The sequence below is a fragment of the Pseudomonas fluorescens genome (assembly GCF_001902145.1).
Taxonomy (GTDB): Bacteria; Pseudomonadota; Gammaproteobacteria; order Pseudomonadales; family Pseudomonadaceae; genus Aquipseudomonas; species Aquipseudomonas fluorescens_BV.
In genome coordinates, this window is the sequence record NZ_MRST01000015.1 from 1 (window position 1) to 25,763 (window position 25,763).

Below are 25,763 nucleotides of genomic sequence, written 5' to 3' on the forward strand. Positions count from 1 at the left end.
GTGAGCTAAACGGGTGCTGGAAAACATGAGTCAAAATCGAGTCTGAAAAATCCGATTATGACTGATGACCGCTAACAGCAAGGGGGAGCAAGCTCCCCCTTTGGTTTTTACCGGACACTAGTGACGCAGAGCGTGGGAACGATCAAACACTTAAATAACCGTAAATCCCCATTGTCGCTCCACGTCCTCATCATTACCTTTCGTAGCTGCCGCGACCACGTACTGCAGGGGCTCCAAACCGTTCACCTCAACGCGGAAGGGAGTGCCTGGCCTAGCGCTCACTTCCCCGAGCACCTTTTTATTCCTCAAATCCCTGATCTCAACAGTCTCCGGAACCGAAGAAGTGATGCGGCCGACAAAGACCAAATCCTTTTCATGCGTATGGCCTCCATCAGGAACATTGACCCCACCTTGTGTTTCAACGCTGGTAATAAAGGGCCCAAGAGTATTAGTAGCCATGGTCAATCTCCATCACGTAAGTGAGCAGCCAGTGAGCCATGAATGGCGAACGGGGGTAACTGTTAGAACTAACAGGGTACAAAGACTTTTCGATGAGCGGTTCGGACCACTTCAGGAATGGGCGAGGCGTTGGAGCGGTTGGTCAGTGGCGTTGAGGTCGGTGCCAGGTTCTAGAGATGTCGTGGCTATTCTGGCCTATTCGCGAGCAAGCCCGCTCCCACATTTGACCGCATTGCCAAGTCAGGCACCGATCAAAATGTGGGAGCGGGCTTGCTCGCGAATGGGTTTTAACTGGCGCCGGAAGGTTTAAGCTAGGGCACCTCGTTCAAGTCCAGCACCCGGTCCACCATTAACTGAATACCTTCCAACATCCGGCAAATCGCCAACACAACATCACGCTGTGCGCCAGCGACTTCAAACGCCAGATGGCTCGTGAGTGCCTGCAGAGACGCGATGTCCTGCGAGGTATTGGCGAGTAAGGTTTCGCTATCGATACTGAGTCGTACGCTGAATAACTGATCGGATGGGGGATTGGGACTGTCTTTGATCATGGTAATGCTCCTCAAAAAATAGGAACTACCAACATCACTTGCAGATGATGGGTGGCAGCTGTGTGCGGGCCTGCAAGACCAAGGAAGGAGCATCCCGGGTAGACCCAAAGGTCTCCCGCACACAGCCACCATAAAGCGATGACCATGAAAAGCGCCACGATTATAGCGGCGCTTATGAGCTCCAACATAATTTCGGCGGGCTTGCAGTCCCGGTCACTGAATTGGCAGCGACTGACGAAGGTTAGTGGTACCCGTTCCGAGGGACAACCTGAAAGGATTGTCGGAAAGGTCTGAGGCGCCCGCACCGGCGCCATCGCAGGCAAGCCAGCTCCCACATGGGATAGATGTACGGTCTGACAACGGGGCCAAATGTGGGAGCTGGCTTGCCTGCGATTGGCACTTACAGCCAACAAAAAACCCGCTGACCAAAGTGGCCCAGCGGGTTTCTTGTTTATGCAGCCAGCCGATCAAAAATCCGCCAACTGCCACACCTCATACGCCGGTGTCTCATACGGGTGACTGCGTTTCAAGGCAGCCACAACAGCCACAATCAACTCATCCGCCACCACCAACTCAACCTTCCACTCTTCAACTACTTCAACCTGACCCACCTGCCCGATAAACGGCTGGCTGCCGTCCAAGGCGCGGAATTGGCCCTGGCCCAGCACTTGCCAGGCGCAGCGGTCGTAGTCGCCGATGCGCCCGCCACCGGCTGCGAAGACGGCGGTTTTCACCGTCTCCACATGGCTGTCGGGCACGAAGAAGGCGAGCTTGTACACGGCCTTAGTTCACCCACACCCGAGCGTTGCGGAACATGCGCATCCAGGCGCCGTCTTCGTTCCACTCTTCCGGGCGCCACGAGTTCTGCACGGCACGGAACACGCGCTCCGGGTGCGGCATCATGATGGTCACGCGGCCGTCGCGGCTGGTAAGGCCGGTGATCCCGCGCGGCGAGCCGTTCGGGTTGGCCGGGTAGCTCTCGGTGACCTTGCCGTGGTTGTCGACGAAACGCAGGGCCACGGTGCCGGACAGGTCGGCTTCAAGCAGCGCTTCTTCGCTGCTGAATTCGGCGTGGCCTTCACCGTGGGCGATGGCGATTGGCATGCGCGAACCGGCCATGCCTTGCAGGAAGATCGAGTTGGATTCCTGCACCTGCACCATGGCAACACGGGCTTCGAACTGCTCGGAACGGTTGCGCACAAAGTGCGGCCAGAACTCGCTGCCCGGGATCAGTTCGCTGAGGTTGGACATCATCTGGCAACCGTTGCACACACCCAGGGTGAAGCTGTCGTTGCGTTCGAAGAAGCCCTGGAACGCATCGCGGGCACGGCTGTTGAACAGGGCCGACTTGGCCCAGCCTTCACCGGCACCCAGCACGTCGCCGTAGGAGAAACCACCACAGGCCACCAGGCCCTTGAACTCGTTGAGGTCAACGCGACCGGCGAGGATGTCGCTCATGTGCACGTCGATCGCATTGAAGCCGGCGCGATCGAACGCGGCCGCCATTTCCACCTGGCCGTTGACGCCTTGCTCACGCAGTACGGCAACCTGGGGGCGGATGCCTTTTTTGATGTAAGGCGCGGCGATGTCCTGGTTGACGTCGAAGCTGAGCATGGTGCTCAGGCCCGGGTTGTCTTCTTCCAGGATCACGTCGAATTCCTGCTCGGCGCAGTCGGCGTTGTCGCGCAGACGCTGGATCTGGTAGCTGGTCTCGGCCCACTGGCGTTGCAGCAAACGGCGCTGACCGGTAAAGACCGTGTCGCCGTTGAACGAGATATTGACTTCGCCGTTGTTGATCGGCTGGCCAATCACCGCCACGCACTCGGCCAGGCCAGCGGCGCTGAATTGTGCGAGTACGTCTGGGGTCGCGTCCTGGCGAACCTGGATCACCGCACCCAACTCTTCGTTGAACAGGATGCCGTTGATTTCAGAAGCAGCCTCGGCAACGCTGTCGAGCACGATGTTCAGGCCGCAGTGACCGGCAAATGCCATCTCGACGACGCTGGTCAGTAAACCACCGTCGGAACGGTCGTGGTAAGCCAGCAGGTGTCCATCGGCGTTGAGGCCCTGGATTACGGCAAAGAACGCTTTGAGGTCTTCGGCGTCGTCGACGTCCGGCGCCTGTTTGCCGAGCTTGCCGTGGGTTTGCGCCAGGATCGAAGCGCCCATGCGATTTTGGCCACGGCCCAGGTCGATCAGGATCAGGTCGGTGGTGCCCTTGTCCATGCGCAGTTGCGGGGTCAGGGTCTGACGGATGTCGGTGACCGGCGCAAAACCGGTGACGATCAGCGACAGCGGCGAGGTCACGCTCTTGTCGGTGCCATCTTCGTTCCAACGGGTGGCCATGGACATGGAATCCTTGCCCACCGGAATGGTGATACCCAGTTCCGGGCACAGCTCCATGCCGACGGCTTTGACCGTGTCGTACAGGCGCGCATCTTCACCGGGGTGGCCGGCAGCGGACATCCAGTTGGCCGACAGCTTGATGTCGGACAGCTTGCCAATACGCGAGGCCGCGATGTTGGTGAGGGTTTCACCAATGGCCATGCGGCCCGACGCCGGAGCGTCCAGCAAGGCCAGCGGTGTGCGCTCGCCCATGGCCATGGCTTCACCGGTGTAGACGTCGAAGCTGGTGGCGGTGACGGCAACGTCAGCCACTGGAACCTGCCACGGGCCGACCATTTGGTCACGGGCAACCAGGCCGGTGATGGTGCGGTCGCCGATGGTGATCAGGAAGCTTTTGCTCGCCACGGCCGGGTGGTGCAGCACGCGTTCGATGCTGTTGGCCAGGTCCAGCGTGCTTGGGTCGAAATCATCGCCCAGTTCGGCTTCACGGTTGGCCGAACGGTGCATGCGCGGAGCCTTGCCCAGCAGCACTTCCAACGGCATGTCCACGGGGCTGTTGCCGAAGTGGCTGTCGGTGACGGTCAGTTGCGGCTCGGCAGTGGCTTCGCCGACCACGGCAAACGGGCAACGCTCGCGTTCGCAGATGGCCTGGAAGCGTGCGAAGTCTTCAGGACCGACGGCCAGTACGTAGCGTTCCTGGGATTCGTTACTCCAGATTTCGTGCGGGGCCATGCCCGGCTCGTCGGTTGGAATGTTGCGCAGTTCGAAACGGCCACCACGCTCGCCATCGTTGACCAGTTCCGGGAAGGCGTTGGACAAACCACCGGCGCCGACGTCGTGGATGAAGCTGATCGGGTTCTTGTCACCCAACTGCCAGCAACGGTCGATGACTTCCTGGCAGCGGCGCTCCATCTCAGGGTTTTCGCGCTGTACGGAAGCGAAGTCCAGGTCAGCCGAGCTGGTGCCGGTGGCCATGGAAGAGGCCGCACCGCCGCCCAGGCCGATCAGCATCGCCGGGCCGCCGAGCACGATCAGCTTGGAGCCGACCAGAATCTCGCCTTTCTTGACGTGTTCTTCACGGATGTTGCCCATGCCGCCGGCCAACATGATCGGCTTGTGATAGCCGCGCACTTCATCGCCACGCGGGGTGGTGATGGACTGTTCGAAGGTACGGAAGTAGCCGGTGAGCGCCGGGCGCCCGAATTCGTTGTTGAACGCGGCGCCGCCCAGCGGGCCTTCGATCATGATGTCCAGCGCGGTGACGATGCGCTCAGGCTTGCCGTACGGCACTTCCCACGGCTGTTCGAAGCCCGGGATCTGCAGGTTGGACACGGTGAAACCGGTGAGGCCCGCCTTGGGCTTGGCGCCACGACCTGTTGCACCTTCATCGCGGATTTCGCCACCGGAACCGGTAGCTGCGCCCGGGAACGGGGCAATGGCGGTCGGGTGGTTGTGGGTTTCAACCTTCATCAGGATGTGCACCGGCTCCTGCACCGCGCCGTACTGGCGGGTTTCCGGGTCCGGGAAGAAACGGCCGGCGACGGAGCCGACGATCACCGAGGCGTTGTCCTTATAAGCCGACAGAACGCCTTCGCTGTGCATCACGTAGGTGTTCTTGATCATGCCGAACAGGCTTTTTTCCTGGCTTTGGCCGTCGATGTCCCAACTGGCGTTGAAGATTTTGTGACGGCAGTGCTCGGAGTTGGCCTGGGCGAACATCATCAGTTCGATGTCGTGCGGGTTGCGCTTCAAGCCGGTGAAGGCGTTGACCAGGTAGTCGATCTCGTCTTCGGCCAGGGCAAGGCCCAGTTCGGTGTTGGCCTTCTCGAGGGCGGCGCGGCCACCGCCCAGCACGTCAATCGCGGTGAGCGGCTTGGGTTCGGCATGGCTGAACAGCCCGGAAGCCTGTTCCAGCTGGCTGACGATGATCTGGGTCATGCGGTCGTGCAGGCTGCTGGCGATCAGCTCGGCTTCGGCATCGCTGAACTGGCCAGCGACGTAGAAGGCGATACCACGTTCCAGGCGCTGGATTTTATCCAGGCCGCAGTTGCGGGCGATGTCGCTGGCCTTGCTCGACCAGGGCGAGATGGTGCCGAACCGTGGCAGAACCAGGAACAAGCGGCCAGTCGGCTCTTGAACGGGAACGCTTGGGCCGTACTTCAGAAGGCGTGCCAGCACTTGCTGTTCGTCGGCGGTCAAGACGCCGGTTACGTCGGCGAAGTGAGCAAATTCAGCGTACAGGCCTGTAACAGCTGGAACCTTCTGGCTCAGTTGCTCAAGGAGTTTGCTGTGGCGAAAGGCAGAAAGGGCAGGAGCGCCGCGCAGGATCAACATCTTCGGGACAGCCTCGGGAAGGGGTGTGCTTTGAGGCCGTGCATTCTAGCGTAAACCTTCGCCAACGGCACCCGAAACGCTACCGGTGGCCGCTGCCGAACGTCAGTTGGCACACTTTGACCGCGATCACGGTGTTATCCAGGGCATTGGGCGCAGTTATTTTAACCGTCACAATCGCTCGCCAAGCCCCGTTTCTGCGGGCTGTAGCACAGTTTTACGCTGGCTAGCAGACAAGTGCGCCGCTGTCGAGATATGGCGCCGTGAGCCGTTTGCGTATACTGCGCAGATGTTCTTCCCAACTGTTTTGCGCCTGCGATGCGTCAAATGGCTCGTCGCCACCCTGCTCTTCCTGATGCTCAGTGCCTGTGTTGATAAACCCAGCACACTGGAGCGAATCAAGGAGGACGGCGTATTGCGGGTGGTCACCCGGAACAGTCCGGCCACGTATTTCCAGGACCGTAACGGTGAGACCGGTTTCGAATATGAACTGGTCAAGCGTTTTGCCGACGAACTGGGCGTGAAGCTGGAAATCGAGACCGCCGACAACCTCGATGACCTGTTCGGCCAGCTGGGCAAACCCAACGGCCCGGTTCTGGCAGCCGCCGGTTTGGTCAGCAGCGAGCAACGCCAGCAGCAGGTGCGCTTCTCCCACCCGTACCTTGAAGTCACCCCGCAGATTATCTACCGCAACGGCCAGTCGCGCCCCACCAACGCCGCCGACCTGGTGGGCAAGAAGATCATGGTGCTCAAGGGCAGCACCCACGCCGAACAACTGGCGACCTTGAAAAAACAGAACCCGGCCATTGAGTACGAAGAATCCGACGCGGTTGAAGTGGTGGATTTGCTGCGCATGGTCGACGAAGGGCAAATCGACCTGACCCTGGTGGACTCCAACGAAGTGGCCATGAACCAGGTGTACTTTCCCAACGTGCGCGTGGCCTTCGACCTCGGCAATGCCAGCAACCAGAGCTGGGCGGTGGCGGCCGGTGAAGACAACAGCCTGCTCAACGAGATCAACAGTTACCTGGACAAGGTCGAGAAGAACGGTACCTTGCAGCGTCTGAAGGATCGCTACTACGGGCACGTCGATGTACTTGGCTATGTGGGCGCCTATACCTTTGCCCAGCACCTGCAACAACGCCTGCCCAAGTACGAAAAGCACTTTCGGGCCTATGCCAAGGCCGAGAAAGTCGATTGGCGGTTATTGGCGGCCATCGGCTATCAGGAATCGCTGTGGCAGCCCACGGTCACGTCCAAGACCGGTGTGCGCGGCCTGATGATGCTGACCCAGAACACCGCGCAAGCCATGGGCGTGTCCAACCGCCTGGACCCCAAGCAGAGCATCATGGGCGGCGCCAAATACCTGGCCAGGATCAAGAATGAGCTGGACGACAAGATCGCCGAGCCCGACCGCACCTGGTTTGCCCTCGCCGCCTACAACGTGGGCACCGGCCACCTGGACGACGCCCGCATCCTGGCGAAGAAAGAAGGTCTGAACCCGAACAAGTGGCTGGACGTGAAGAAGATGCTGCCACGCCTGTCGCAGAAGCAGTGGTACAGCAAGACCCGCTACGGCTACGCCCGCGGCGGCGAGCCGGTGCATTTTGTGGCGAACATCCGGCGTTACTACGACATCCTTACCTGGGTAACCCAGCCGCAGCTGGAGGGTAACCAGGTGGTGGAAGGCAACCTGCATGTGCCGGGCGTGGACAAGACCAAGCCTGCGCAAGACACCCCACAATTGTAAAAACACCACATACCTCATGTGGGAGCGGGCTTGCTCGCGAAGGCGGTGTGTCAGTCAATACATGTGCTGACTGACACACCGCCTTCGCGAGCAAGCCCGCTCCCACATTTGGATCTTCACTTGGCTTAGAGGCCGGTGAGCAGATGGACCACCCCACCCGTCAACACCATCACTGCCGGTATACCCGCTGCCTTCAACGCCGACTCATCCAAACGCCCCGCCTCTCGCAATTGCACGCGCACCCGCGTGAGTGCCACGCGCTGCTGTGACGTGACGTTCCCCTCCCCGCCCAATGCACTCACCACATCGGCCGGCAACAGGCTCGGGATCGTCGGCGTGACCGTCTCGGCCACCAAATCCGGCGTCAGGGCTTTCCAGAACGCCCGCTGCAATTTCTCGAACATGCTCAATGCTCCACGACAGGTGAGGTTTCAACGGTGGCCGCGTGGTACAGGCGCAGGGCCTCGCGTACTTGGTCGGCTTCTTCCAGGCCCAGCACTTGGCGGGCAATGATCTGGCAGTCGTGCAGGTCCAGCTCGCGCACGGTGGCCTTGATGGTAGGAATCAGCGGCACGCTGACCGACAGCTCATCCACGCCAAGGCCGATCAACACCGGCACCGCCACGGTTTCGGAGGCCAGCGCACCACACACGCCTACCCACTTGCCGTGGGCATGGGCCGCCTTGACCGTGATGTCGATCAGGCGCAGCACGGCCGGGTGAAAACTGTCGGCCTGGCTGGCCATGCGCGGGTGGTCGCGGTCCATGGCCAGGGTATATTGGGTGAGGTCGTTGGTGCCGATGGAGAAGAAATCCACATGGGGTGCAAACACATCCGCCATCAGCGCCGCGCTAGGCACTTCGATCATGATGCCCAGCTTGGGCAGTTCATTCAGGCCAAGCGCCTGCGCTTCCTCTTCGAGCATTTTGCGCGCCAGATGCAGCTCCGACAGCAGGCTGACCATCGGCAACATGATATGCAGCCGCGCCAAGCCTGCACTGGCAAGAATCGCACGCAACTGTTCACGCAGCAGTTCGGGGCGTTCCAGGCACAGGCGGATACCGCGCAGGCCAAGGAATGGGTTGGTCTCGCTTTCCATCGGCACATAGGCCAAGGGTTTATCGCCGCCCACATCCAGGGTACGTACCACCAGATTACGCTCGGGGCCGAGGGCGCGGGCGATGGCGCTGTAGGTGTCGGCCTGCTCCTCTGCGCTCGGCGCACGGTTGCGTTCCAGGTAGAGGAACTCCGAACGCAGCAGCCCCACGCCTTCACCGCCCAGGGTCAGTGACTGTTCCACTTCCTGCAATGAGGCGACGTTGGCTGTGACCTCGACGTGGTGACCGTCGCGGGTGACCGCCGCCTGTGAGGCCTGTGCCACCTCACGCTGCAGCCGCAGCTTTTGCTGTTGACGAACCGCCTGCAGTTGCTCGATTTCAGCCAGGTTCGGCTCCAGCTGCAGCTCGCCTTTGTCGGCATTGAGCAGTACCCGCTTGCCGTTGGCCAAGGCCAATACTTGACTGGGTACACCGCAAAGGGATGGCAGGCCAAGGGCCCGGGCAAGGATGGCCACGTGGCTGGTAGCGCCACCGGCGACCGTGACGAAGCCCAGCACTTTGCTGGTATCCAGGCCGGCGGTTTGCGAGGGGGTCAGTTGTTCAGCGACCAGAATGGCGCACTCCGGCAGCTCCATGGAACGCTCCGGCACCCCCAGGATCAACTTGAGCACGCGCTGGCCGACGTCGGCCAAATCCGCCGCACGCTCAGCCAGCAGCGTTTTACCCAAGCCTTCGAAGAGTCTGGCGGTCGCCACCGTGGCCGTATTCCAGGCAAAGGCCGCGCTCTTGCCTTCGGCCAGCAGGCTATGGGCTTGTTCAAGCAGGGTCGGGTCTTCGAGCAGTTCCTGGTGGGCGCGGAAGATCTCGGCCTGGGCACTGCCGGCCGCCTTGGCCTGCAACGCTTGCAACGCCTCGTTTGCCGCCCGCAGGCCGCGCGCCAATGCGGTACGTTCGAAGGCTTCCCCCGCACCGGCTTCGGGGATCTCGAGCGTCGGTTCAGCCACTTGGACGACCTGGCCGAACGCCGAGCCCGGCGACGCACAGACACCTCGCAACACGGACGCTGAAGACACAGGCGCGGCGGGCTGGTGGATCTTCTCGACCGTTACCGGCAGCGTCTCGCCACAGCCCTCGAGCAATAACGCCACCAGCGCCTGGATCGCCGCCTCGGCATCCTCCCCCGCCGCGCTCACTTGCACGCTGTCGCCCTGGGAAGTCTGCAGCGCCATGATCGCCACAAGAGACTTGGCATTCGCGCTCTGGGTTTGCTTGTGCAGGTAAATGCTTGAACTGAACCCCTTCGCCGCCTGGGCAAACACCGCCGCAGGGCGGGCGTGCAAGCCGCTGGCATTGGGCAGGGTCACTGGTTTGGAGAACAGCGCATTGCCCTCCTCCTCGTCCACCTCAACGGGCATCTGCCTCGGTGAGACCTGCAACAGTGGCTGGCCGGGCTCGACCAGCACCTGATCCGCCACCAACTGCACAAATGGCTCGCCGCTCACGATGAGCATCAAGGTCAGCAGGCTGCGTGCATTGAGCGCCACATAGTCGGCATCGAACTCGATCAGCGGCTGGCCGGCTTCCACCCGTTGGCCTTCCTCGACCAGCCGGGTGAAGCCCTGGCCCGCCAGGTTCACGGTGTCCAGACCAATATGCAGCAGCACCTGCACACCGTTATCGGCGGTGACGCTGACCGCGTGGCCGCTATTCTGAATGTTGCTGATCACCCCGGCCAATGGCGCGCAGAGGGTCTGCGAGGTGGGGTCGATGCATAGGCCATCGCCAATCACGCGGCCGGAGAATACCGGGTCGGGGACCTGATCCAGCGCCAGCAAAACCCCGGACAAGGGTGCCAGCAGTTCCAGGGGTTGAGATGTGGTCATGACTTCACCTGTTCGTGTTGTTCTTTAAAAATCATTGAGTCGATGCAAGGTTAGGGATGACGAAGATCAAAGGTGGGAGCGGGCTTGCTCGCGAAAGCGGTGTATCAGGCGACACGTTCATTGACTGACCCACTGCATTCGCGAGCAAGCCCGCTCCCACACTGGCCCGCGTACACCTAACCGGGTTACTTCCACCAATATTCGACCTGCACACCGACGTTCGACCCATGCCGCGCCGTGCCATAGGCGCCGGTGTCGGACAACGCCGAGCCCGCCGCCAGCTCATTGGCCGCACGCTTGGCCGCTTTGTTCCAGGACGCATAGGTGTAATACAACCGTACTTCGGGCCGCGCCCAGAACTCAGGGCCTTTGGGCGACCAGGTCGGAGCGAAGGTAAATTTGCTCAGTTTGCGCGTACCGCCGGTGGCCTCGACCTGATCGTGCCCCAGCTCAGCGACCAGTTTGAATTGCTCGCTGAGCGCATACGCCGGACGCACACCGAGCGACATCCAGTTCTGGTCCTGGCGCCCTGGGCGCACATCTTTCTGGTACACCGCCTCGACTTGCCCGCCGAAACGCGGGGTCACTTGCCAATCAAAGAACTCGACGGCGCGGTAACTTTTGCTGCTTTTGTCCAATGTGGTATTGCCGGTATAACCCAGGCCGGTGCCGGGGCCTTCGCCGTACTGCAGGGCAAACTTGTTCTTGCCGCCCAGGAAGGCAGCTTGCACATGCTGCGCCGTCAGCGCCCAACCGCTGTTAGTGTCACGCCCACCGGCCTTGGCGATGTAGCTCAGGCCAAGCTCCAATTCGCCACCCGGGTTGGTCTTGAAACCTGCGACGTTGAAGTCGTGACGGGTGGCGTATTCCTTCTGGTACAGGTTGTCTTTGCGCGACAGGGCGTAGCTGTATTTCAAGCCGCCGATCAGCACGTCCTCGATCCCACCCCCGGTGGCGCTCTGGTTCCAGTAGTAGAAGTCGGAGATATGGATGTCGTTACGTTTGTAGTAACGCCGCCCGGCCCACAGCGAACCGCCATTGAGGCTGGGCAGGTTGGACCATTGCGCATACATCTGCGGCATGCGCGCCGAGCCATTGTTTTCGCCCTGGAACTTCAGCGCGCGGTCGTACTTGTTGTAGAGGGAGGCCATGGCATCGACGCTCAGTACCGAACCGTCGTCGAGGGTCAGCAGATCCTGACGCAACTCCAGTTCGGCGTACTGCTCGCATTCGTTACCCAAGCGGTATTTGGTTTGCGCACCCGGCAGCTGGAAACATTGCTGCTTGCCGCTGCCTGTTGACGTGCCCACGCCGCTGCGCAAATACCCGGCAAACTCCAGGGCCTGAGCGCCAAAAGGCACGGTGAGGCAGGACGCGATAAGGCCCAGCTTTATTGTTGTTTTCATGAAGCGCTCCTTTTATTTTTATTGTTTTTTCTTACTGTCTTGCGTGACGCGATCACCTGTAGGAGCGAGCTTGCTCACTAAGAACTTGCAGCCTCCACGCAACACTCGGAGGGGCGCGTTATCGTTGACGATCTTCGCGAGCAAGCTCGCTCCTACAGGGGTATTTCAGCCAGTCAGGTGCAGCACAAACGATTCGTAAGGGCGCAACACCACCGTGCTCGTGCGCAGCGGGCAGTCGGGGTAGTTGCTGATCAGCAGGCGTTGCTCGTTCGCGGCGTTGATGACGCCTTCGGGCAGTTGAATCTCGCACGACGATCCATAGAAGTTATTGAGTACCAACAGGCGCTCGCCATGGCCTTCACGCAGGTACGCCCAGACCTGGCGATGGTCTTGTAACAACGGGCGGTAAACACCTTGCTGTATCAGCGGTTCGCGACGGCGCAGGTCGATCAGCCTGCGGTAGTGATGCAACACCGAATCCGGGTCATCCATCTGGCTGTGGACATTGATCTGCACAGCATTCGCGGGAATGCCGATCCAGGGTTCACCGCGGCTGAACCCGGCGTTCGCTTCGGTGCTCCACTGCATCGGCGTACGCCCGTTGTCGCGGGACTTCTGCATGATCGCCGCCATGCTCGAGGCTTCGGACTCTCCCGCGTCGCGCTTGAGCCGGAAGATGTTCAGGGTTTCCACATCGCGGTATTGGGAGATGCTGTCGAAGCCTGGATTGGTCATGCCCAATTCTTCGCCCTGATACACATACGGCGTGCCCTGCAGAAAGTGCAGCGCCGTGGCGAGCATCTTGGCCGAGACCACGCGGTATTCGCCGTCGTCACCAAAGCGCGAGACCACACGTGGCTGGTCGTGGTTGCACCAGAACAACGCGTTCCAACCGCCACCGGCCTGCATGCCCATCTGCCAGTCGGAGAAAATCTGCTTGAGTTGCAGGAAATCAAAGTCGGCCTTCACCCACTTCTGCAGGTTCGGGTAATCGACTTTCAGGTGATGGAAGTTGAAGGTCATCGACAGCTCTTTCGACGCTGGATTGGAGTAACGAATGCAGTGTTCCAGGCGGGTGGATGACATCTCGCCCACGTTGATCAGGTCATGGCCTTCAAAGACTTCACGGTGCATTTGCTGCAGGTACTCATGCACGTTCGGGCCGTCGGTGTAGAAGCGGCGGCCGTCGCTGTGGTCCTCGGGGAAGTCGGCGGGCTTGGAGATCAGGTTGATCACATCCAGGCGGAACCCACCCACGCCTTTGTCACGCCAGAAGCGCATCATCTTGAACACTTCAGCGCGCACCTGGGGGTTGTCCCAGTTGAGGTCGGCCTGGGTATGGTCGAACAGATGCAGGTAGTACTGGCCAGTCTGCGCTTCGTATTCCCAGGCCGAGCCGCCGAACTTGGATTCCCAGTTGTTCGGCTGGTCGCGCCAGATGTAGAAGTCGCGGTAGGGGTTGTCGAGGCTGCTGCGTGCTTGCTGGAACCATTCGTGTTCGATGGAGGTGTGGTTGACCACGATGTCGAGCATCAGCTTGATACCACGCTTGGCGGCTTCGCTGATCAGCAGGTCGCAATCGGCCATGGTGCCGTAGCTGGGGTCGATGGCGTAGTAGTCGCTGATGTCGTAGCCGTTGTCGCGCTGGGGCGAGCGCAGGAACGGGGTGACCCACAGGCAATCCACGCCCAGCCACTTGAGGTAGTCGAGTTTGTCCACGATGCCCAACAGGTCACCGGTGGCGTTACCCGCGTGGCTGTGGAAGCTTTTGGGGTAGATCTGGTAGATCACCGAGTGTTGCCAGGTTTGCATGGTGGGTTCCTTCATTGGAGTTTGGTGCTGGACTTACTGGCCTGCGATAGCGACCTTCAGGCGACCCGGTAACCAGGCCGAACGATCTTCATGCTCAACATGCAAGTCAGCGCAAACGGCACGACCATCGCCACGACCATGCCAATCACGAACATCGGAATGGCGCTCGGCACAATCGAGATAAACCCGGGTAGCCCGCCGACGCCGATGGCCGAGGCCGTCACCTTGTTCAACGACAGGAAAATACTGCCCAGTGCCGAGCCCAGCAGGGCGGCGTAGAACGGAAACTTGAAGCGCAGGTTCACCCCGAACATCGCGGGCTCGGTGATGCCGAAGTAAGCGGAAATCGCCGAGGTCGAGGCCATGCTTTTGTCCCGCGCGTTGCGGGTCATGTAGAACACCCCTAGCGCGGCGCTGCCCTGGGCCAGGTTGGACATGACGATCATCGGCCAGATAAAGGTGCTGCCCTGGGTGGAAATCAGCTGCAGGTCGACGGCGAGAAACATGTGGTGCATGCCGGTGATCACCAGCGGCGCGTAGAGCAGGCCGAAAATCGCGCCGCCGACCATGGGGGCGATCTCGAACAGGGTGACCAGGCCTTCGGTGATCAGGATGCCGAGGTGACGGGTCACCGGGCCGATGATCGCCAGGGCCAGCACGCCGGTGACGACGATGGTGGTGATCGGCACCACCAGCAGTTGAATGGCATTCGGTACCCGCGCTCGCAGCCACTTCTCGATCACGCTCATCACAAAGGCGGCCATCAGGATCGGCAGGATCTGCCCCTGGTAGCCGACCTTCTCGATCTGGAACCAGCCGAAGATATCGAAGTACGGCAGGCTCTGGCCGTCGAGACCGGCGACCGCCTTGCCGTAGTTCCAGGCGTTGAGCAGGTCCGGGTGCACCAGCATCAGGCCCAGGACGATGCCCAGGATTTCACTACCGCCGAACCGCTTGGCCGCCGACCAGCCCACCAGCGCCGGCAGGAACACGAAGGAGGTGTTGGCCATCAGGTTGATCAGGCTCCACAGGCCATCCAGGTTCGGGTAGGCCTCCAGCAGCGTCTTGCCTTCGATGAACATGCCCTTGGCGCCCATCAGGTTGTTCACGCCCATCAACAGGCCGGCAATGATCAGCGCCGGCAGGATCGGCATGAACACATCGGAGAACACCCGCACCAGACGCTGCATGGGGTTGGTCTTATCGCCCCCGGCTTTCTTCACGTCGGCAATGGTCGAGGCAGCAAGACCGGTCAATTCGCGCAGGGCGGCGTAGACCTTTTCCACTTCGCCGGGGCCGATCACCACCTGGAACAGGCCGCCGGTAAAGAACGAGCCCTTGACCAGGTCGACCTGGTTCAGGGCATTGCCGTTGACCAGGCTTGGGTCCTTGAGCGCCAGGCGCAGGCGGGTTACGCAATGGGCAGCTTGCTCAAGGTTTTCGCGGCCCCCGAGGTTGTCGAGGATCTCGCGGGCAATCGTTGAATAGTCGTGGCTCATGCTCGTTTTCCACTGTGATTGTTTTTATGGGTGGCAGTCGTTGGCAGCACGCCGAGGAGGGAAAAGTACTCGTCTGTACGAGTTAAATCAACAACTCGTCTGTACGAGTTACACTTTTGTTTATATCAACGAACTTTCCGTCAGATTTTTCCCCCTCCCGTACGGCTGCCCAATGGACAAACCCCACCTCTGCCACTAAGGTTCCTGCCTTGAACGCGCAGTCCACCTTCATAACGCCGGGCAAGAGCCATCCCATGAGCAAATACAACCAGATCTATACGGATCTGCTTGCCAGCATCACCACCGAGCGCCTGCAGCGCGGTACGCGCCTTCCCTCCGAAACCGAACTGATGGACGCCTACCAGGCCAGCCGTGGCACCGTGCGGCGCGCCATCGAGCAGTTGCAGGAACGTGGCTTTGCGCAAAAGATCCACGGCAAGGGCACCTTTGTGTTGTCGCCCAACCCGATCGAGTTCCAACTGGGCGGCATCGTCAGCTTCCACGAGACCCACGCCGATCTGGGTGATGACGTGCGTACCGACGTGGTCGAATTCACCCAGATCCCGCTGGAAGGCTCACTGCTGCAGCACATCGAGGCCGAACCTGGCACGCTGATCACGCGTATCAAACGGGTGCGCCGCATCGGCGGCAAACGCGTAATCCTGGACATCAACCACTTCATCACCGACCTGATTCCCGGCCTGGACCGCGACATCGCCGAGCAGTCGATCTACGCGTTTATCGAGCAAACGCTGCAGCTGCAGATCAGCTACGCACAACGCACCATCGAAGCCCTGCCACGCAGCAAGGACGACCAGGCGCATCTGGATCTGGATGGGCAAAGCCATGTGATTGTGGTGAGCAACCAGACGTTTTTGCAGGATGGGCGACAGTTCGAGTACACCGAGTCGCGGCATACGCTGGATAAGTTTTACTTTTCGGATGTGGCGCGGCGGTAAGCGTAATCCGGGAAGATCACTGCACTGCGATACTCTTGGCCAGTCCTGCTGCCCAGGCGGCGGTCATCTTCTCCCCTACTGCCTCGAACTCTGGGTGAGTGCTTCGGTATTCGGAAAGCTCCGCCATCGCAAGGCTCATGCCGTCGTGCACCCTGGCCAACAGTTGGTTGCACCGGGCCTCTGTCAGCCCGCACGAACTTCGCCCGAACCGGACCAGCATCTTGCGTTTTGGCCAGGCCTTGGAACCGCCTAGCAGCAAACCCATGATGTCGTTGTTGCTGTACACCGTGGTGGTCACCAGATCGTAAGCAGGGGCGAGCCAAACATCCGCGTCCTCTGCACAATTCTCATACAACAGACCGAAGTTTTTCAGGTGCGCATCGCCGTTCTGGATCCCGGCAGAAAGCGCCACCATCAGAAAGAAGTCTTCCAGTGCCCTGGTGACACGGCTGGGCGTGACAAATGACCTGATCAGCTTTGCGCATCCCTGATAGCTGCCGTCGTATTTCCTCGCGGTTCCCCATCCCGATAGAACGCACATGTCCTCAAATCCGAGGTAGGCGCTTGCACCGATGTCGAACCGTTTCACCACCAGGAACTTCCCATGCCGGCTGAGCTGAAACTCAGGTACCTCCAGGCCGCAATGGAACGCGGCCCGCATGCAGAAAAACTCATTGGCGGCCAATTGTGAAAAGTCAGACTCATTGAACGCCTTCACCAGATGCGTGGCGCCCCTATGCGTGAGACGCTCAATGCCGGGGGTTGTATCGTCAAGATCGCGCACCAGCACCTTGGGTTGAACACCCGACACCCCGGAATAGGCCGCATAGGTTTTCAGAAGTTCATCGAACAGGTCTTTCGCCCCCTCATAGACCAACAACTCTGCGAGCTTGACCTCAGGCAGCGACTCACCACCCGCGTCATGGGCAACACTAATACGACCCAGTTGGTGTGGGCCCACAATGCCGAGCAGAGTAAAGTCATCAAAGCCGCGTACCGACTTGCTGAAGCGCCGCACAAGTTCGTCCTTGAGGTGCCCTTCGGGAATGTGCATCTCGAACAGAGGATGGATCCCATACTCCCAGTTGTAACTCTCCAGGCGTACCGGCATGGTCAAGGAAACTGCATTCTCTTCGACAACAGTATCGTTATACGAAAAAACCGAATCGCGCCTGCTCTCCTCGCCCCGCCCAAGTGTTCCAGCAGGCACACCGCCGACACCGATATACAGCCGTTCACTTTGACTAGTCATGGAAGTTTCCTGATTTGAGCGCGTCAAGGGTCATGCGCCGACGTTTGGGGATGGCGGTCAACTCATATCCCAAGCCTTCAAGAATGGCTGCGACCTTGCGAATCCCCACTTCCGGGATGGTATTGTTTTCAATCCCCGAGATCGTGGCGCGGCTCATTCCATGCCGTTGCGCCAGCTGGCTTTGTGAAAGACCGGCCGCCTTGCGGAGGTTCCTAATCAATATTCCCAGATCGCCCATACAAAAACGCATCCAATACAATGCAAAAACAAAAATGAATCGATAATGCACCTTATACGATGCATTTAATTTTGAATAGTCCTTTATCCCGTACCGTTCTTAGTTGAGCGCTTACACACCAGAAACACAAACCTGCGGCCAAGCAAAACTTGCCAGACTCAAAAAACCAAAAGCCCGCAATTACGCGGGCTCCAGGGCATTTCTTGCTAGATCGTGCCGGACAATGCCGGACGTCCAATCATTCCCACTCAATCGTCGCCGGCGGCTTGCTCGACACGTCATACGTCACGCGCGAAATACCTTCGATTTCATTGATAATCCGGCCGCTGACCGTCTCCAGCAGTTCGTAAGGCAGGTGTGCCCAACGCGCTGTCATGAAGTCGATCGTCTCTACAGCACGCAGTGCAACAACCCACGCGTAACGGCGGCCATCGCCTACAACGCCAACCGATTTCACCGGCTGGAACACCACGAACGCCTGGCTGACCTTGTGGTACCAGTCGGCCTTGCGCAGTTCTTCGATGAAGATGTGATCGGCGCGACGCAGCAGGTCGGCGTATTCCTTTTTCACTTCACCGAGGATACGCACACCCAGGCCCGGGCCTGGGAATGGGTGGCGGTAGACCATGTCGTACGGCAGGCCCAGTTCCAGGCCCAGACGGCGGACTTCGTCCTTGAACAGTTCGCGCAGCGGTTCTACCAGCTTGAGGTTCATTTCCTCAGGCAGGCCGCCCACGTTGTGGTGGGACTTGATCACGTGAGCCTTGCCGCTCTTGGCGCCGGCCGACTCGATCACGTCGGGGTAGATGGTGCCCTGGGCAAGGTACTTGATGTTGTCCAGTTTGTTGGACTGGGCATCGAACACGTCGATGAAGGTGCGGCCGATGATCTTGCGCTTCTTCTCCGGGTCGGACTCACCGGCCAGGTTGTTGAGGAACTGCTCCTCAGCGTTGGCGCGGATCACCTTGACGCCCATGTTCTCGGCGAACATGGCCATCACTTGCTCACCTTCGTGCAGGCGCAGCAGGCCGTTGTCGACAAATACGCAAGTCAACTGATCGCCGATGGCTTTGTGCAGCAATGCAGCCACAACCGAAGAGTCAACGCCGCCGGACAGGCCAAGCAATACGTTGTCAGTGCCGACCTGGGCGCGCACTTGGGCGATGGCATCTTCAGCGATTTTCGACGGGGTCCACAGGGCTTCACACTCGCAGATGTCGAGGATGAAACGCGACAGGATGCGCCCGCCTTGCTTGGTGTGGGTCACTTCCGGGTGGAACTGCACGCCGTAGTAACGACGCTCGTCGCTGAACATGCCGGCGATCGGGCAGCTCGGGGTGCTGGCCAGGATGTGGAAGTCTTCGGGCATCTTGGTGACCTTGTCACCGTGGCTCATCCACACGTCGAGGCCGAACAGGCCGTCGGCGTCGATGTGGTCTTCGATGCCGTCCAGCAGGCGGCTCTTGCCGACCACGTCCACGCGGGCATAACCGAATTCACGCAGCTCGGAACCTTCAACCTTGCCGCCCAGTTGCTCGGCCATGGTCTGCATGCCGTAGCAGATACCGAACACCGGTACGCCCAGGTCGAATACCGCTTGCGGGCAGCGCGGGCTGTTGGCTTCGTGTACGGACTCGGGGCCACCGGCGAGAATGACGCCTTTAGGGGCGAATTCGCGGATCGCTTCATCGTCCATGTCGAACGGGTGCAGTTCGCAGTACACGCCGATTTCACGCACGCGGCGGGCGATCAGTTGGGTGTACTGGGAACCGAAGTCGAGGATCAGGATGCGGTGGGCGTGAATGTCGAGGGCCATGAAGTCAGTCTCGTCTAATGAATCAGAAACAACTCGGGGCTGAAGAACAGCCCCGGTTACTTAACATTTTGCTGGAAGGCTCAGCCTACACGGTAGTTTGGCGCTTCCTTGGTGATCTGCACGTCGTGGACATGGGACTCAGCCATACCGGCGCCGGTGATCCGTACGAACTCTGGCTTGGTGCGCATTTCTTCGATGTTGGCGCTGCCGGTGTAGCCCATCGAGGAGCGCAGGCCGCCCATCAGTTGGTGGATGATCGCGCTCAGGGTGCCTTTGTACGGCACACGGCCTTCGATGCCTTCCGGTACGAGCTTCTCGGCGCCTGCCGAAGAGTCCTGGAAGTAACGGTCGGAAGAGCCTTGCGCCTGGGACATGGCGCCCAGCGAACCCATGCCACGGTAAGCCTTGTACGAACGGCCCTGGAACAGTTCGATCTCGCCCGGCGCTTCTTCGGTACCGGCAAACATCGAGCCCATCATCACGCAGGAGGCACCGGCCACGATGGCCTTGGACAGGTCACCGGAGAAACGGATGCCGCCGTCGGCGATCAACGGTACGCCCGTGCCTTCAAGGGCGGCGGCGACGTTGGCGATGGCGCTGATCTGCGGCACGCCCACACCGGCGACGATACGCGTGGTGCAGATGGAACCTGGGCCGATACCGACCTTGACTGCGTCGGCGCCCGCTTCGGCCAGGGCCTTGGCGGCAGCGCCGGTGGCGATGTTGCCGCCGATCACCTGCACGTCAGGGAAGTTCTGCTTGACCCAACGCACGCGGTCGATCACGCCTTTGGAGTGGCCGTGGGCGGTGTCGACCACCACCACGTCAACACCGGCAGCGACCAGCGCCGAGACGCGATCACCGGTGTCTTTACCGGTACCGACCGCAGCGCCAACACGCAGACGACCTTGGTCATCCTTGCTGGCCAGCGGGTAAGCCTTGGCTTTTTCGATGTCGTTGACGGTCATCATGCCTTTGAGGGCGAATTTGTCGTCGACGATCAGCACGCGCTCGATGCGGTGCTTGTGCAGCAGTTCGCGCACATCGTTCTTGTCGGCGCCTTCCTTGACGGTGACGAGGCGCTCTTTAGGCGTCATCACTTCGCGGACGGTGACTTCAAGGCGGTTCTCGAAACGCACGTCACGGGAAGTGACGATGCCGACCAGGTCGCCATCGTGCAGCACCGGGACGCCGGAGATGTTGTGCATGCGAGTGAGTTCGAACAGGTCACGCACGGTGGCGTCAGCTTCGATGGTGATGGGATCTTTCACCACACCGGCTTCGTAACGCTTGACCTTGCGCACTTCGGCAGCTTGCTGCTCGATGGTCATGTTCTTGTGGATGATGCCGATGCCGCCTTCCTGAGCCATGGCAATGGCCAGACGGGCTTCGGTGACGGTGTCCATGGCAGCGGAAACCAGGGGAATATTCAGCTCGATGCCACGGGTTAGGCGGGTCTTGAGACTGACTTCGTTAGGAAGCACCTCGGAATAACCGGGCACTAGGAGAATGTCGTCGAATGTCAGAGCTTCTTGGCTGATACGCAGCATCGCGGGGGCTCCCGAGCGGGAAAATGGAAGCGCGCCATTATATACATGCACCCTGCCGGGCTCAATGTAAAACTCTGACAAACTTGGTAATACTGATAGATGGAGAAATCCTGCTGCTTTTCTGTAGGAGCGAGCTTGCTCGCGAAAAACCCCAGGACACCGCATAAAACCAGATAACCCGCGTGATCGTTGACGATTTTCGCGAGCAAGCTCGCTCCTACAGTTCGACTTTGACCCAGCTCATTTTTTGATCGAGCCAATCGGCAAATTCGTCGATAAAGCTCTGCTTGAAGCCCGCCTCCGCCCAGTTGTTGAAGATAAAGCCCAGGTTGGAAAAACCGCACTCCTGCAGGAACAGGAAGCCGTTGATGTCGTCCTCATGCCCACATAACGGGCAGGTGAAGTTATCGGTGTGGCCGGGCATCCAGTCTTCCAGGCTTTCGAACAGCGCCTCGCCGACTTCCTTGAGGCACTCCGGGCAGCCGGCTTCTTCGAGGAACCCCTTGGCTGGGGTATAGATGCAACGCTTGTAGATGATCTCCAGGCCATTGACCGGCTCGTTGAACGGCAGTGCCTCGGGGTGCAGCACCACGGCGCGGGCACCATCGGCCAGAGCGTAGCCCATGCGGTTGCCGGTACGACCGCAAGTGGTGAGCTCTTCCTTGATGATGTTCTTGCGCACCAGCCAGCGCACAATCGCCCGGGCGCGGGGTTCGTGGACTGGCAAGGTGGAGATTTTCGGGACAAGGATGCTTTGGGAGTTCATGGGAGTCCTGCGGTGTGCCGTCTGACGCCTTCGCGAGCAAGCCCGCTCCCACATTCGAGCGCGATCCTGCAGGATTAAATGCGGTCAATTGTGGGAGCGGGCTTGCTCGCGAAGAGGCCCTGAAGGCTGGCAGCTTAATCCCTGCTCCACACAGGTCAAGTACTCAAATACCGCCCGATCAACGCAATACCACTGGCCAGCACCAACCAGGTCACCAACCGCACAAACGCCTCACGAGACATGCGCATCGTCAGTCTGCGCCCGCACCACAGCCCCAGGAGCATGGCCGGCAACAGGCAAACCGCCAACATCAATAACGGTAAATCTGCATACACCCCGGCAATCAGGAACAGACTCAAACGCACGACCGTGCTGCAACTGATCAGCGCGCTTTGCGTAGCCCGCGCCGCGTCCTTGGGCAAACGGCTGTTCAGGTAAATCGCATATAAAAAGCCGCCACTCCCAAATAGCGCACCAAACAGACCACCCACAGTGCCCACGGGAATCGACCAGCCCGCTGCCAGCTGAGTCGGTCGTGCTTTCACCGCCAGGCTGTAAATGGCATAGGCGCTGATAAACAGCCCCATCAGCAACAGCAACAGGTCCGAATGCAGGTTGAGCAAAAACACCACGCCCAGCGTGCAACCGATGGCCATGCATGGCAGCAGCCGCAAGAGTTCCGGCTTGTTCACATCGTGTCGTGTTTGCAGCAGGCCACCAAACGCCGCGACAAAATCCAGCATCACCAACAGCGGGATAATCTTCGATAGCGGCATGAACACGATCAGGATCGGCCCGGCGACCAATGCCGTACCGAACCCGGCAATGCCAAACACGACATAGGCCACCACCACACCCAGGCCGATCACCAGCCAATCCACAGCCCCGAACGACCACTGACTCATCAACTCAACCAAGCTCATGGGTTATTCCTTGTTAGATATGGCCTCTACTTTAGCCATCGCCAAGTGTTGCGACTAATATCTTCAAGGCCCGTCACCCATCTCAAAAAGGCATGACCTGTGATCTCCACGCGGCAACTGCGTTATTTCGTCGAAATCGCCGACAGCGGCAGCTTCAGTGCCGCCGCCGAGCGCCTGTTCGTGGCGCAATCGGCCTTGAGCCGGCAGATCAAGGAGCTTGAATCTCAACTGCAAACCCCGTTATTCGAACGCACCGCACGCCAACCGCGGCTGACGGCTGCCGGTGAAGCTTTCTATCCACGGGCGCGCAATTTGCTCAGTGAGTTACTCAAGGCCAGCGAAATGGCAACACAAGTGGGCCATGGCCAGCTCGGCACCCTGCCCCTGGCCGACCCGGATTGCGACAGCACCGTAGCCCTGGCTGGCCTGTGCGCAAGCGCCGAACGCGCTGGTGGAGCAACTCTGTCAAACCCTGCACGAATGCCTATAAACTGCCGCCCATGATTAAAGATCCTTTTGCCCGCTTGGGCCTGGACCGCGAAGTCCTGACTGTCAGCCAGCTCAACGGCCGTGCGCGGGTGTTGCTGGAAGACGTGTTCACTAATATCTGGGTCGAAGGCGAGATCTCCAACCTCGCCCGCCCGGCCTCCGGCCATGTGTACTTCACGCTCAAGGACAGTGGTGCCCAAGTGCGTTGCGCGCTGTTTCGCAACAACGCGGCACGGGTACGCCAGGCGTTGAAGGACGGCCTGGCGGTCAAGGTGCGCGGCAAGGTCTCGTTGTTCGAGGGCCGTGGCGATTACCAACTGATCCTCGACACCGTGGAGCCGGCCGGTGATGGTGCGCTGCGCCTGGCCTTCGATGCACTGAAGGAAAAGCTGAGCACCGAAGGCCTGTTCAGTGCCGAACGCAAAGTGGCGCTGCCGGCGCATCCTCGGCGCATCGGTATTATCAGCTCGCCCACCGGCGCGGTGATTCGCGACATCATCAGCGTGTTCCGGCGCCGAGCGCCGAACGTTGAACTGACCCTGATCCCTACCGCCGTGCAAGGCCGCGAAGCAATCCCGCAGATCGTGCGGGCGCTGAAACTCGCCGACGCCCGTGGTTTCGACGCGCTGATCCTGGCCCGTGGCGGTGGCTCCCTGGAAGACTTGTGGTGTTTCAACGAAGAGGCGGTGGCCCGCGCAGTTGATGCCTGCGTTACCCCTATCGTCAGTGCCATTGGTCATGAAACCGATGTGTCCATCAGCGACTTCGTGGCGGACGTGCGCGCCCCTACTCCCTCCGCCGCCGCTGAGTTGCTGGCCCCCGACGCCAGCCATCTGGTGCGCCAGGTAGAAAACCTGCAGCGCCGCCTGGTGATGCTGATGCGCAACCGCCTGAGCCACAGCCGCCTGCGCCTGGAAGGCATGGCCCGCCGCCTGCGTCACCCGGGCGAGCGCTTGCGCCAGCAGGCCCAGCGCCTGGATGACCTGGACATGCGCTTGCGTCGTGCGTTTGAGCGCAGCCTCAATACCCGTCGCGAGCGCTTGATCCGCCTGGAAACCCGCCTCGCCGGCCAGCACCCGGGCCGTCAACTGGCACTCTTGCGCCAGCGCCTGGACAGCCTCGCCGAACGCCTGCCCCGCGCCATGCGCGAAGGTCTCAAGGCTCGGCGTCTGCAACTGCAGAGCCAAGTGCAGACATTGCAGGTGGTCAGCCCGCTGGCGACCCTGGGCCGCGGCTACAGCATCCTGTTGGACGAGCGCGGCCAGGCGATTCGCAATGCCGCGCAAACCCACACCGGCCAGCGCCTCACCGCGCGCCTGGGTGAAGGCCAATTGCAAGTGCGGGTGGAAGACAACCACCTGACACCCGTCACCCTTTCATTATTGGATTGATTAATGCCACGCCTACTGAGCCTGTTGATGCTGTTGTGCCTCACATTTAACGCCCACGCCGACAGCTACATCACGCGCACCCTGAACAAACCCGTGCCCGGTGGCGTGGCCGTCGTCGATCTAGGCCCTTCGGCCACGGCGCCCAAAGCCACGTACCAGGGCAAGCCGGTGCTGGTGGTCAAGGAGCAGGACAACTGGCTGGCGATTGTCGGTATCCCGTTGACGGTCAAGCCTGGCAACGAGCGCATCAGCAGCGGTGGGCGCAACCTGCCGTTTATCGTCGGCTACAAGAAGTATCCGGAACAACGCATCACCTTGAAGAACAAAAGCCAGGTCAACCCCGACCCGGCCCAGCTCAAGCGCATCGAAGGCGAATTGGCAGTGCAGCTCAAGGCTTACCGCAGCTTCAGCCCGAACCTGCCGAGTAACCTGGTACTGGATAAACCGGTGAGCGGGCCGCTGTCGAGCAAGTTTGGCGTGCGGCGCTTCTTCAATGGCGAAGAGCGCAACCCACACTCGGGCCTGGACTTCGCGGTGCCGGCCGGTACGCCGATCAAGACGCCCGCGAACGGCAAGGTCATTCTGGTGGGCAATTACTTCTTCAACGGCAACACGGTGTTCGTCGACCACGGCCAGGGCTTTATCAGCATGTTTTGCCATATGTCCAAGATCGACGTGAAGGTGGGCCAGCAACTGGTGCGCGGCGCGGTGGTGGGCAAGGTGGGTGCGACCGGCCGAGCCACCGGCCCGCACATGCATTGGAACGTCAGCCTGAACGATGCACGGGTAGATCCGGCGATTTTTATCGGCGCGTTTCAACCCTGAATACCGTGGCTGTGAGGGGCGTCAGTGATTTCCTGCACTGACGCCTGATCTGCCGGAGGTTCGCTGCAATGCACTGTGATCTTCTTACACTTTTGCGATGAACCATCCGACACCCGAGACTCACTCAACCAGCGATTTACACGGACGTAATGAGCAGGACCTGAGCATTGGAGATCCAATTCCCATGAGACTCTTTCCATGTCCCTTACTCCAGCACTGTCAGAGCGACATTCGCAAAACCTCTTGACCTCATCTCACGCCTCACCCGGTACCCGCCCGACCAGCCCGCCTACACCACCCGCAACTCTGCAACAACCTGCATCAATCCCCTTGCGCGCCGCCGCCAATTACGCCCCCGATGACCCGCCTACTCCCGCCTCGTCAGGTATAACACCGGCGAAAATGCGATACCCGCAGTTGGTGAAGCATTTCAAACCCAGCAACGAAATACAGTTCACC

19 protein-coding genes and 1 pseudogene are annotated in these 25,763 nt (G+C 60.2%); 5 read left to right on the forward strand and 15 right to left on the reverse strand.

Translation table 11 applies throughout. The features are described 5' to 3' along the window. Window positions 1-150 precede the first annotated feature (150 nt). The 4 genes from BUE92_RS02555 to purL form a co-directional block, all read right to left on the reverse strand. On the reverse strand, window positions 151-459 hold the full coding sequence (locus tag BUE92_RS02555; RefSeq protein WP_073521808.1) for a hypothetical protein: 309 nt from the start codon (window positions 457-459) through the stop codon (window positions 151-153). A gap of 311 nt (window positions 460-770) precedes the next feature. Continuing rightward, on the reverse strand, window positions 771-1,010 hold the full coding sequence (locus BUE92_RS02560) for a DUF6124 family protein (protein ID WP_073521809.1): 240 nt from the start codon (window positions 1,008-1,010) through the stop codon (window positions 771-773). A gap of 467 nt (window positions 1,011-1,477) precedes the next feature. Further along, window positions 1,478-1,789: an NGG1p interacting factor NIF3 gene (locus tag BUE92_RS02565; RefSeq protein WP_073521810.1), complete on the reverse strand. Its 312-nt coding sequence runs from the start codon at window positions 1,787-1,789 to the stop codon at window positions 1,478-1,480. A 4-nt stretch (window positions 1,790-1,793) separates the two neighbouring features. Then, on the reverse strand, window positions 1,794-5,690 hold the full coding sequence (purL, locus tag BUE92_RS02570; RefSeq protein WP_073521811.1) for a phosphoribosylformylglycinamidine synthase: 3,897 nt from the start codon (window positions 5,688-5,690) through the stop codon (window positions 1,794-1,796). 286 nt (window positions 5,691-5,976) lie between these two features. Between purL and mltF the strand changes: the two genes are divergently transcribed. Further along, window positions 5,977-7,437: a membrane-bound lytic murein transglycosylase MltF gene (gene mltF / locus BUE92_RS02575; protein ID WP_073521812.1), complete on the forward strand. Its 1,461-nt coding sequence runs from the start codon at window positions 5,977-5,979 to the stop codon at window positions 7,435-7,437. A 125-nt stretch (window positions 7,438-7,562) separates the two neighbouring features. Here mltF and BUE92_RS02580 read toward each other — a convergent pair whose 3' ends face one another. The 5 genes from BUE92_RS02580 to treP all read right to left on the reverse strand — a co-directional run bounded on the left by BUE92_RS02580 (window position 7,563) and on the right by treP (window position 15,095). Next, entirely contained in the window at window positions 7,563-7,841 is a 279-nt protein-coding gene (locus BUE92_RS02580) for a PTS transporter subunit EIIB (RefSeq protein ID WP_073521813.1), read from the reverse strand. A gap of 2 nt (window positions 7,842-7,843) precedes the next feature. Beyond that, window positions 7,844-10,378, reverse strand: a complete 2,535-nt coding sequence (ptsP, locus tag BUE92_RS02585; RefSeq protein WP_073521814.1) for a phosphoenolpyruvate--protein phosphotransferase — start codon at window positions 10,376-10,378, stop codon at window positions 7,844-7,846. A gap of 185 nt (window positions 10,379-10,563) precedes the next feature. Continuing rightward, on the reverse strand, window positions 10,564-11,784 hold the full coding sequence (locus BUE92_RS02590; protein WP_073521815.1) for a maltoporin: 1,221 nt from the start codon (window positions 11,782-11,784) through the stop codon (window positions 10,564-10,566). Between the two features lie 165 nt (window positions 11,785-11,949). Continuing rightward, window positions 11,950-13,596: an alpha,alpha-phosphotrehalase gene (gene treC / locus BUE92_RS02600; protein ID WP_073521817.1), complete on the reverse strand. Its 1,647-nt coding sequence runs from the start codon at window positions 13,594-13,596 to the stop codon at window positions 11,950-11,952. A gap of 56 nt (window positions 13,597-13,652) precedes the next feature. After that, window positions 13,653-15,095, reverse strand: a complete 1,443-nt coding sequence (gene treP / locus BUE92_RS02605; protein WP_073521818.1) for a PTS system trehalose-specific EIIBC component — start codon at window positions 15,093-15,095, stop codon at window positions 13,653-13,655. Window positions 15,096-15,349: 254 nt separating this feature from the next. On the opposite strand from treP, the gene treR reads away from it, so the two are divergent. Continuing rightward, window positions 15,350-16,054: a trehalose operon repressor gene (gene treR / locus BUE92_RS02610; protein ID WP_073521819.1), complete on the forward strand. Its 705-nt coding sequence runs from the start codon at window positions 15,350-15,352 to the stop codon at window positions 16,052-16,054. A gap of 16 nt (window positions 16,055-16,070) precedes the next feature. On the opposite strand, the gene BUE92_RS02615 is transcribed toward treR, so the two are convergent. From BUE92_RS02615 to BUE92_RS02640, 6 genes are all read right to left on the reverse strand, one after another. Further along, complete coding sequence (locus BUE92_RS02615; RefSeq protein WP_073521820.1) at window positions 16,071-17,306, reverse strand: type II toxin-antitoxin system HipA family toxin; 1,236 nt, start codon at window positions 17,304-17,306, stop codon at window positions 16,071-16,073. Continuing rightward, window positions 17,299-17,544 carry a helix-turn-helix domain-containing protein gene (locus tag BUE92_RS02620; protein ID WP_073521821.1) on the reverse strand — a complete coding sequence of 82 codons (246 nt, stop codon included), beginning with the start codon at window positions 17,542-17,544 and terminating at the stop codon, window positions 17,299-17,301. Before BUE92_RS02620 ends, BUE92_RS02615 begins: the two co-directional genes overlap by 8 nt. 238 nt (window positions 17,545-17,782) lie before the next feature. Then, window positions 17,783-19,360, reverse strand: coding sequence for a glutamine-hydrolyzing GMP synthase (gene guaA, locus BUE92_RS02625; RefSeq protein ID WP_073521822.1), 1,578 nt, complete (start codon window positions 19,358-19,360; stop codon window positions 17,783-17,785). An 80-nt stretch (window positions 19,361-19,440) separates the two neighbouring features. Continuing rightward, entirely contained in the window at window positions 19,441-20,910 is a 1,470-nt protein-coding gene (gene guaB, locus BUE92_RS02630; protein WP_003193998.1) for an IMP dehydrogenase, read from the reverse strand. 217 nt (window positions 20,911-21,127) lie between these two features. Continuing rightward, window positions 21,128-21,676: a hypothetical protein gene (locus BUE92_RS02635; RefSeq protein WP_005791157.1), complete on the reverse strand. Its 549-nt coding sequence runs from the start codon at window positions 21,674-21,676 to the stop codon at window positions 21,128-21,130. 155 nt (window positions 21,677-21,831) lie between these two features. After that, window positions 21,832-22,599, reverse strand: coding sequence for a sulfite exporter TauE/SafE family protein (locus BUE92_RS02640; RefSeq protein ID WP_073521823.1), 768 nt, complete (start codon window positions 22,597-22,599; stop codon window positions 21,832-21,834). Between the two features lie 99 nt (window positions 22,600-22,698). Here BUE92_RS02640 and BUE92_RS02645 point away from each other — a divergent pair. The 3 genes and pseudogenes from BUE92_RS02645 to BUE92_RS02655 all read left to right on the forward strand — a co-directional run. Further along, window positions 22,699-23,025 (forward strand): annotated as a pseudogene (locus tag BUE92_RS02645) (LysR family transcriptional regulator); the annotation flags it as partial. 74 nt (window positions 23,026-23,099) lie between these two features. After that, window positions 23,100-24,479: an exodeoxyribonuclease VII large subunit gene (gene xseA / locus BUE92_RS02650; protein ID WP_073521824.1), complete on the forward strand. Its 1,380-nt coding sequence runs from the start codon at window positions 23,100-23,102 to the stop codon at window positions 24,477-24,479. Between the two features lie 3 nt (window positions 24,480-24,482). Then, window positions 24,483-25,304 (forward strand): M23 family metallopeptidase, encoded by an 822-nt coding sequence (locus tag BUE92_RS02655; protein WP_073521825.1) that lies wholly within the window; start codon window positions 24,483-24,485, stop codon window positions 25,302-25,304. Window positions 25,305-25,763: the final 459 nt, after the last annotated feature.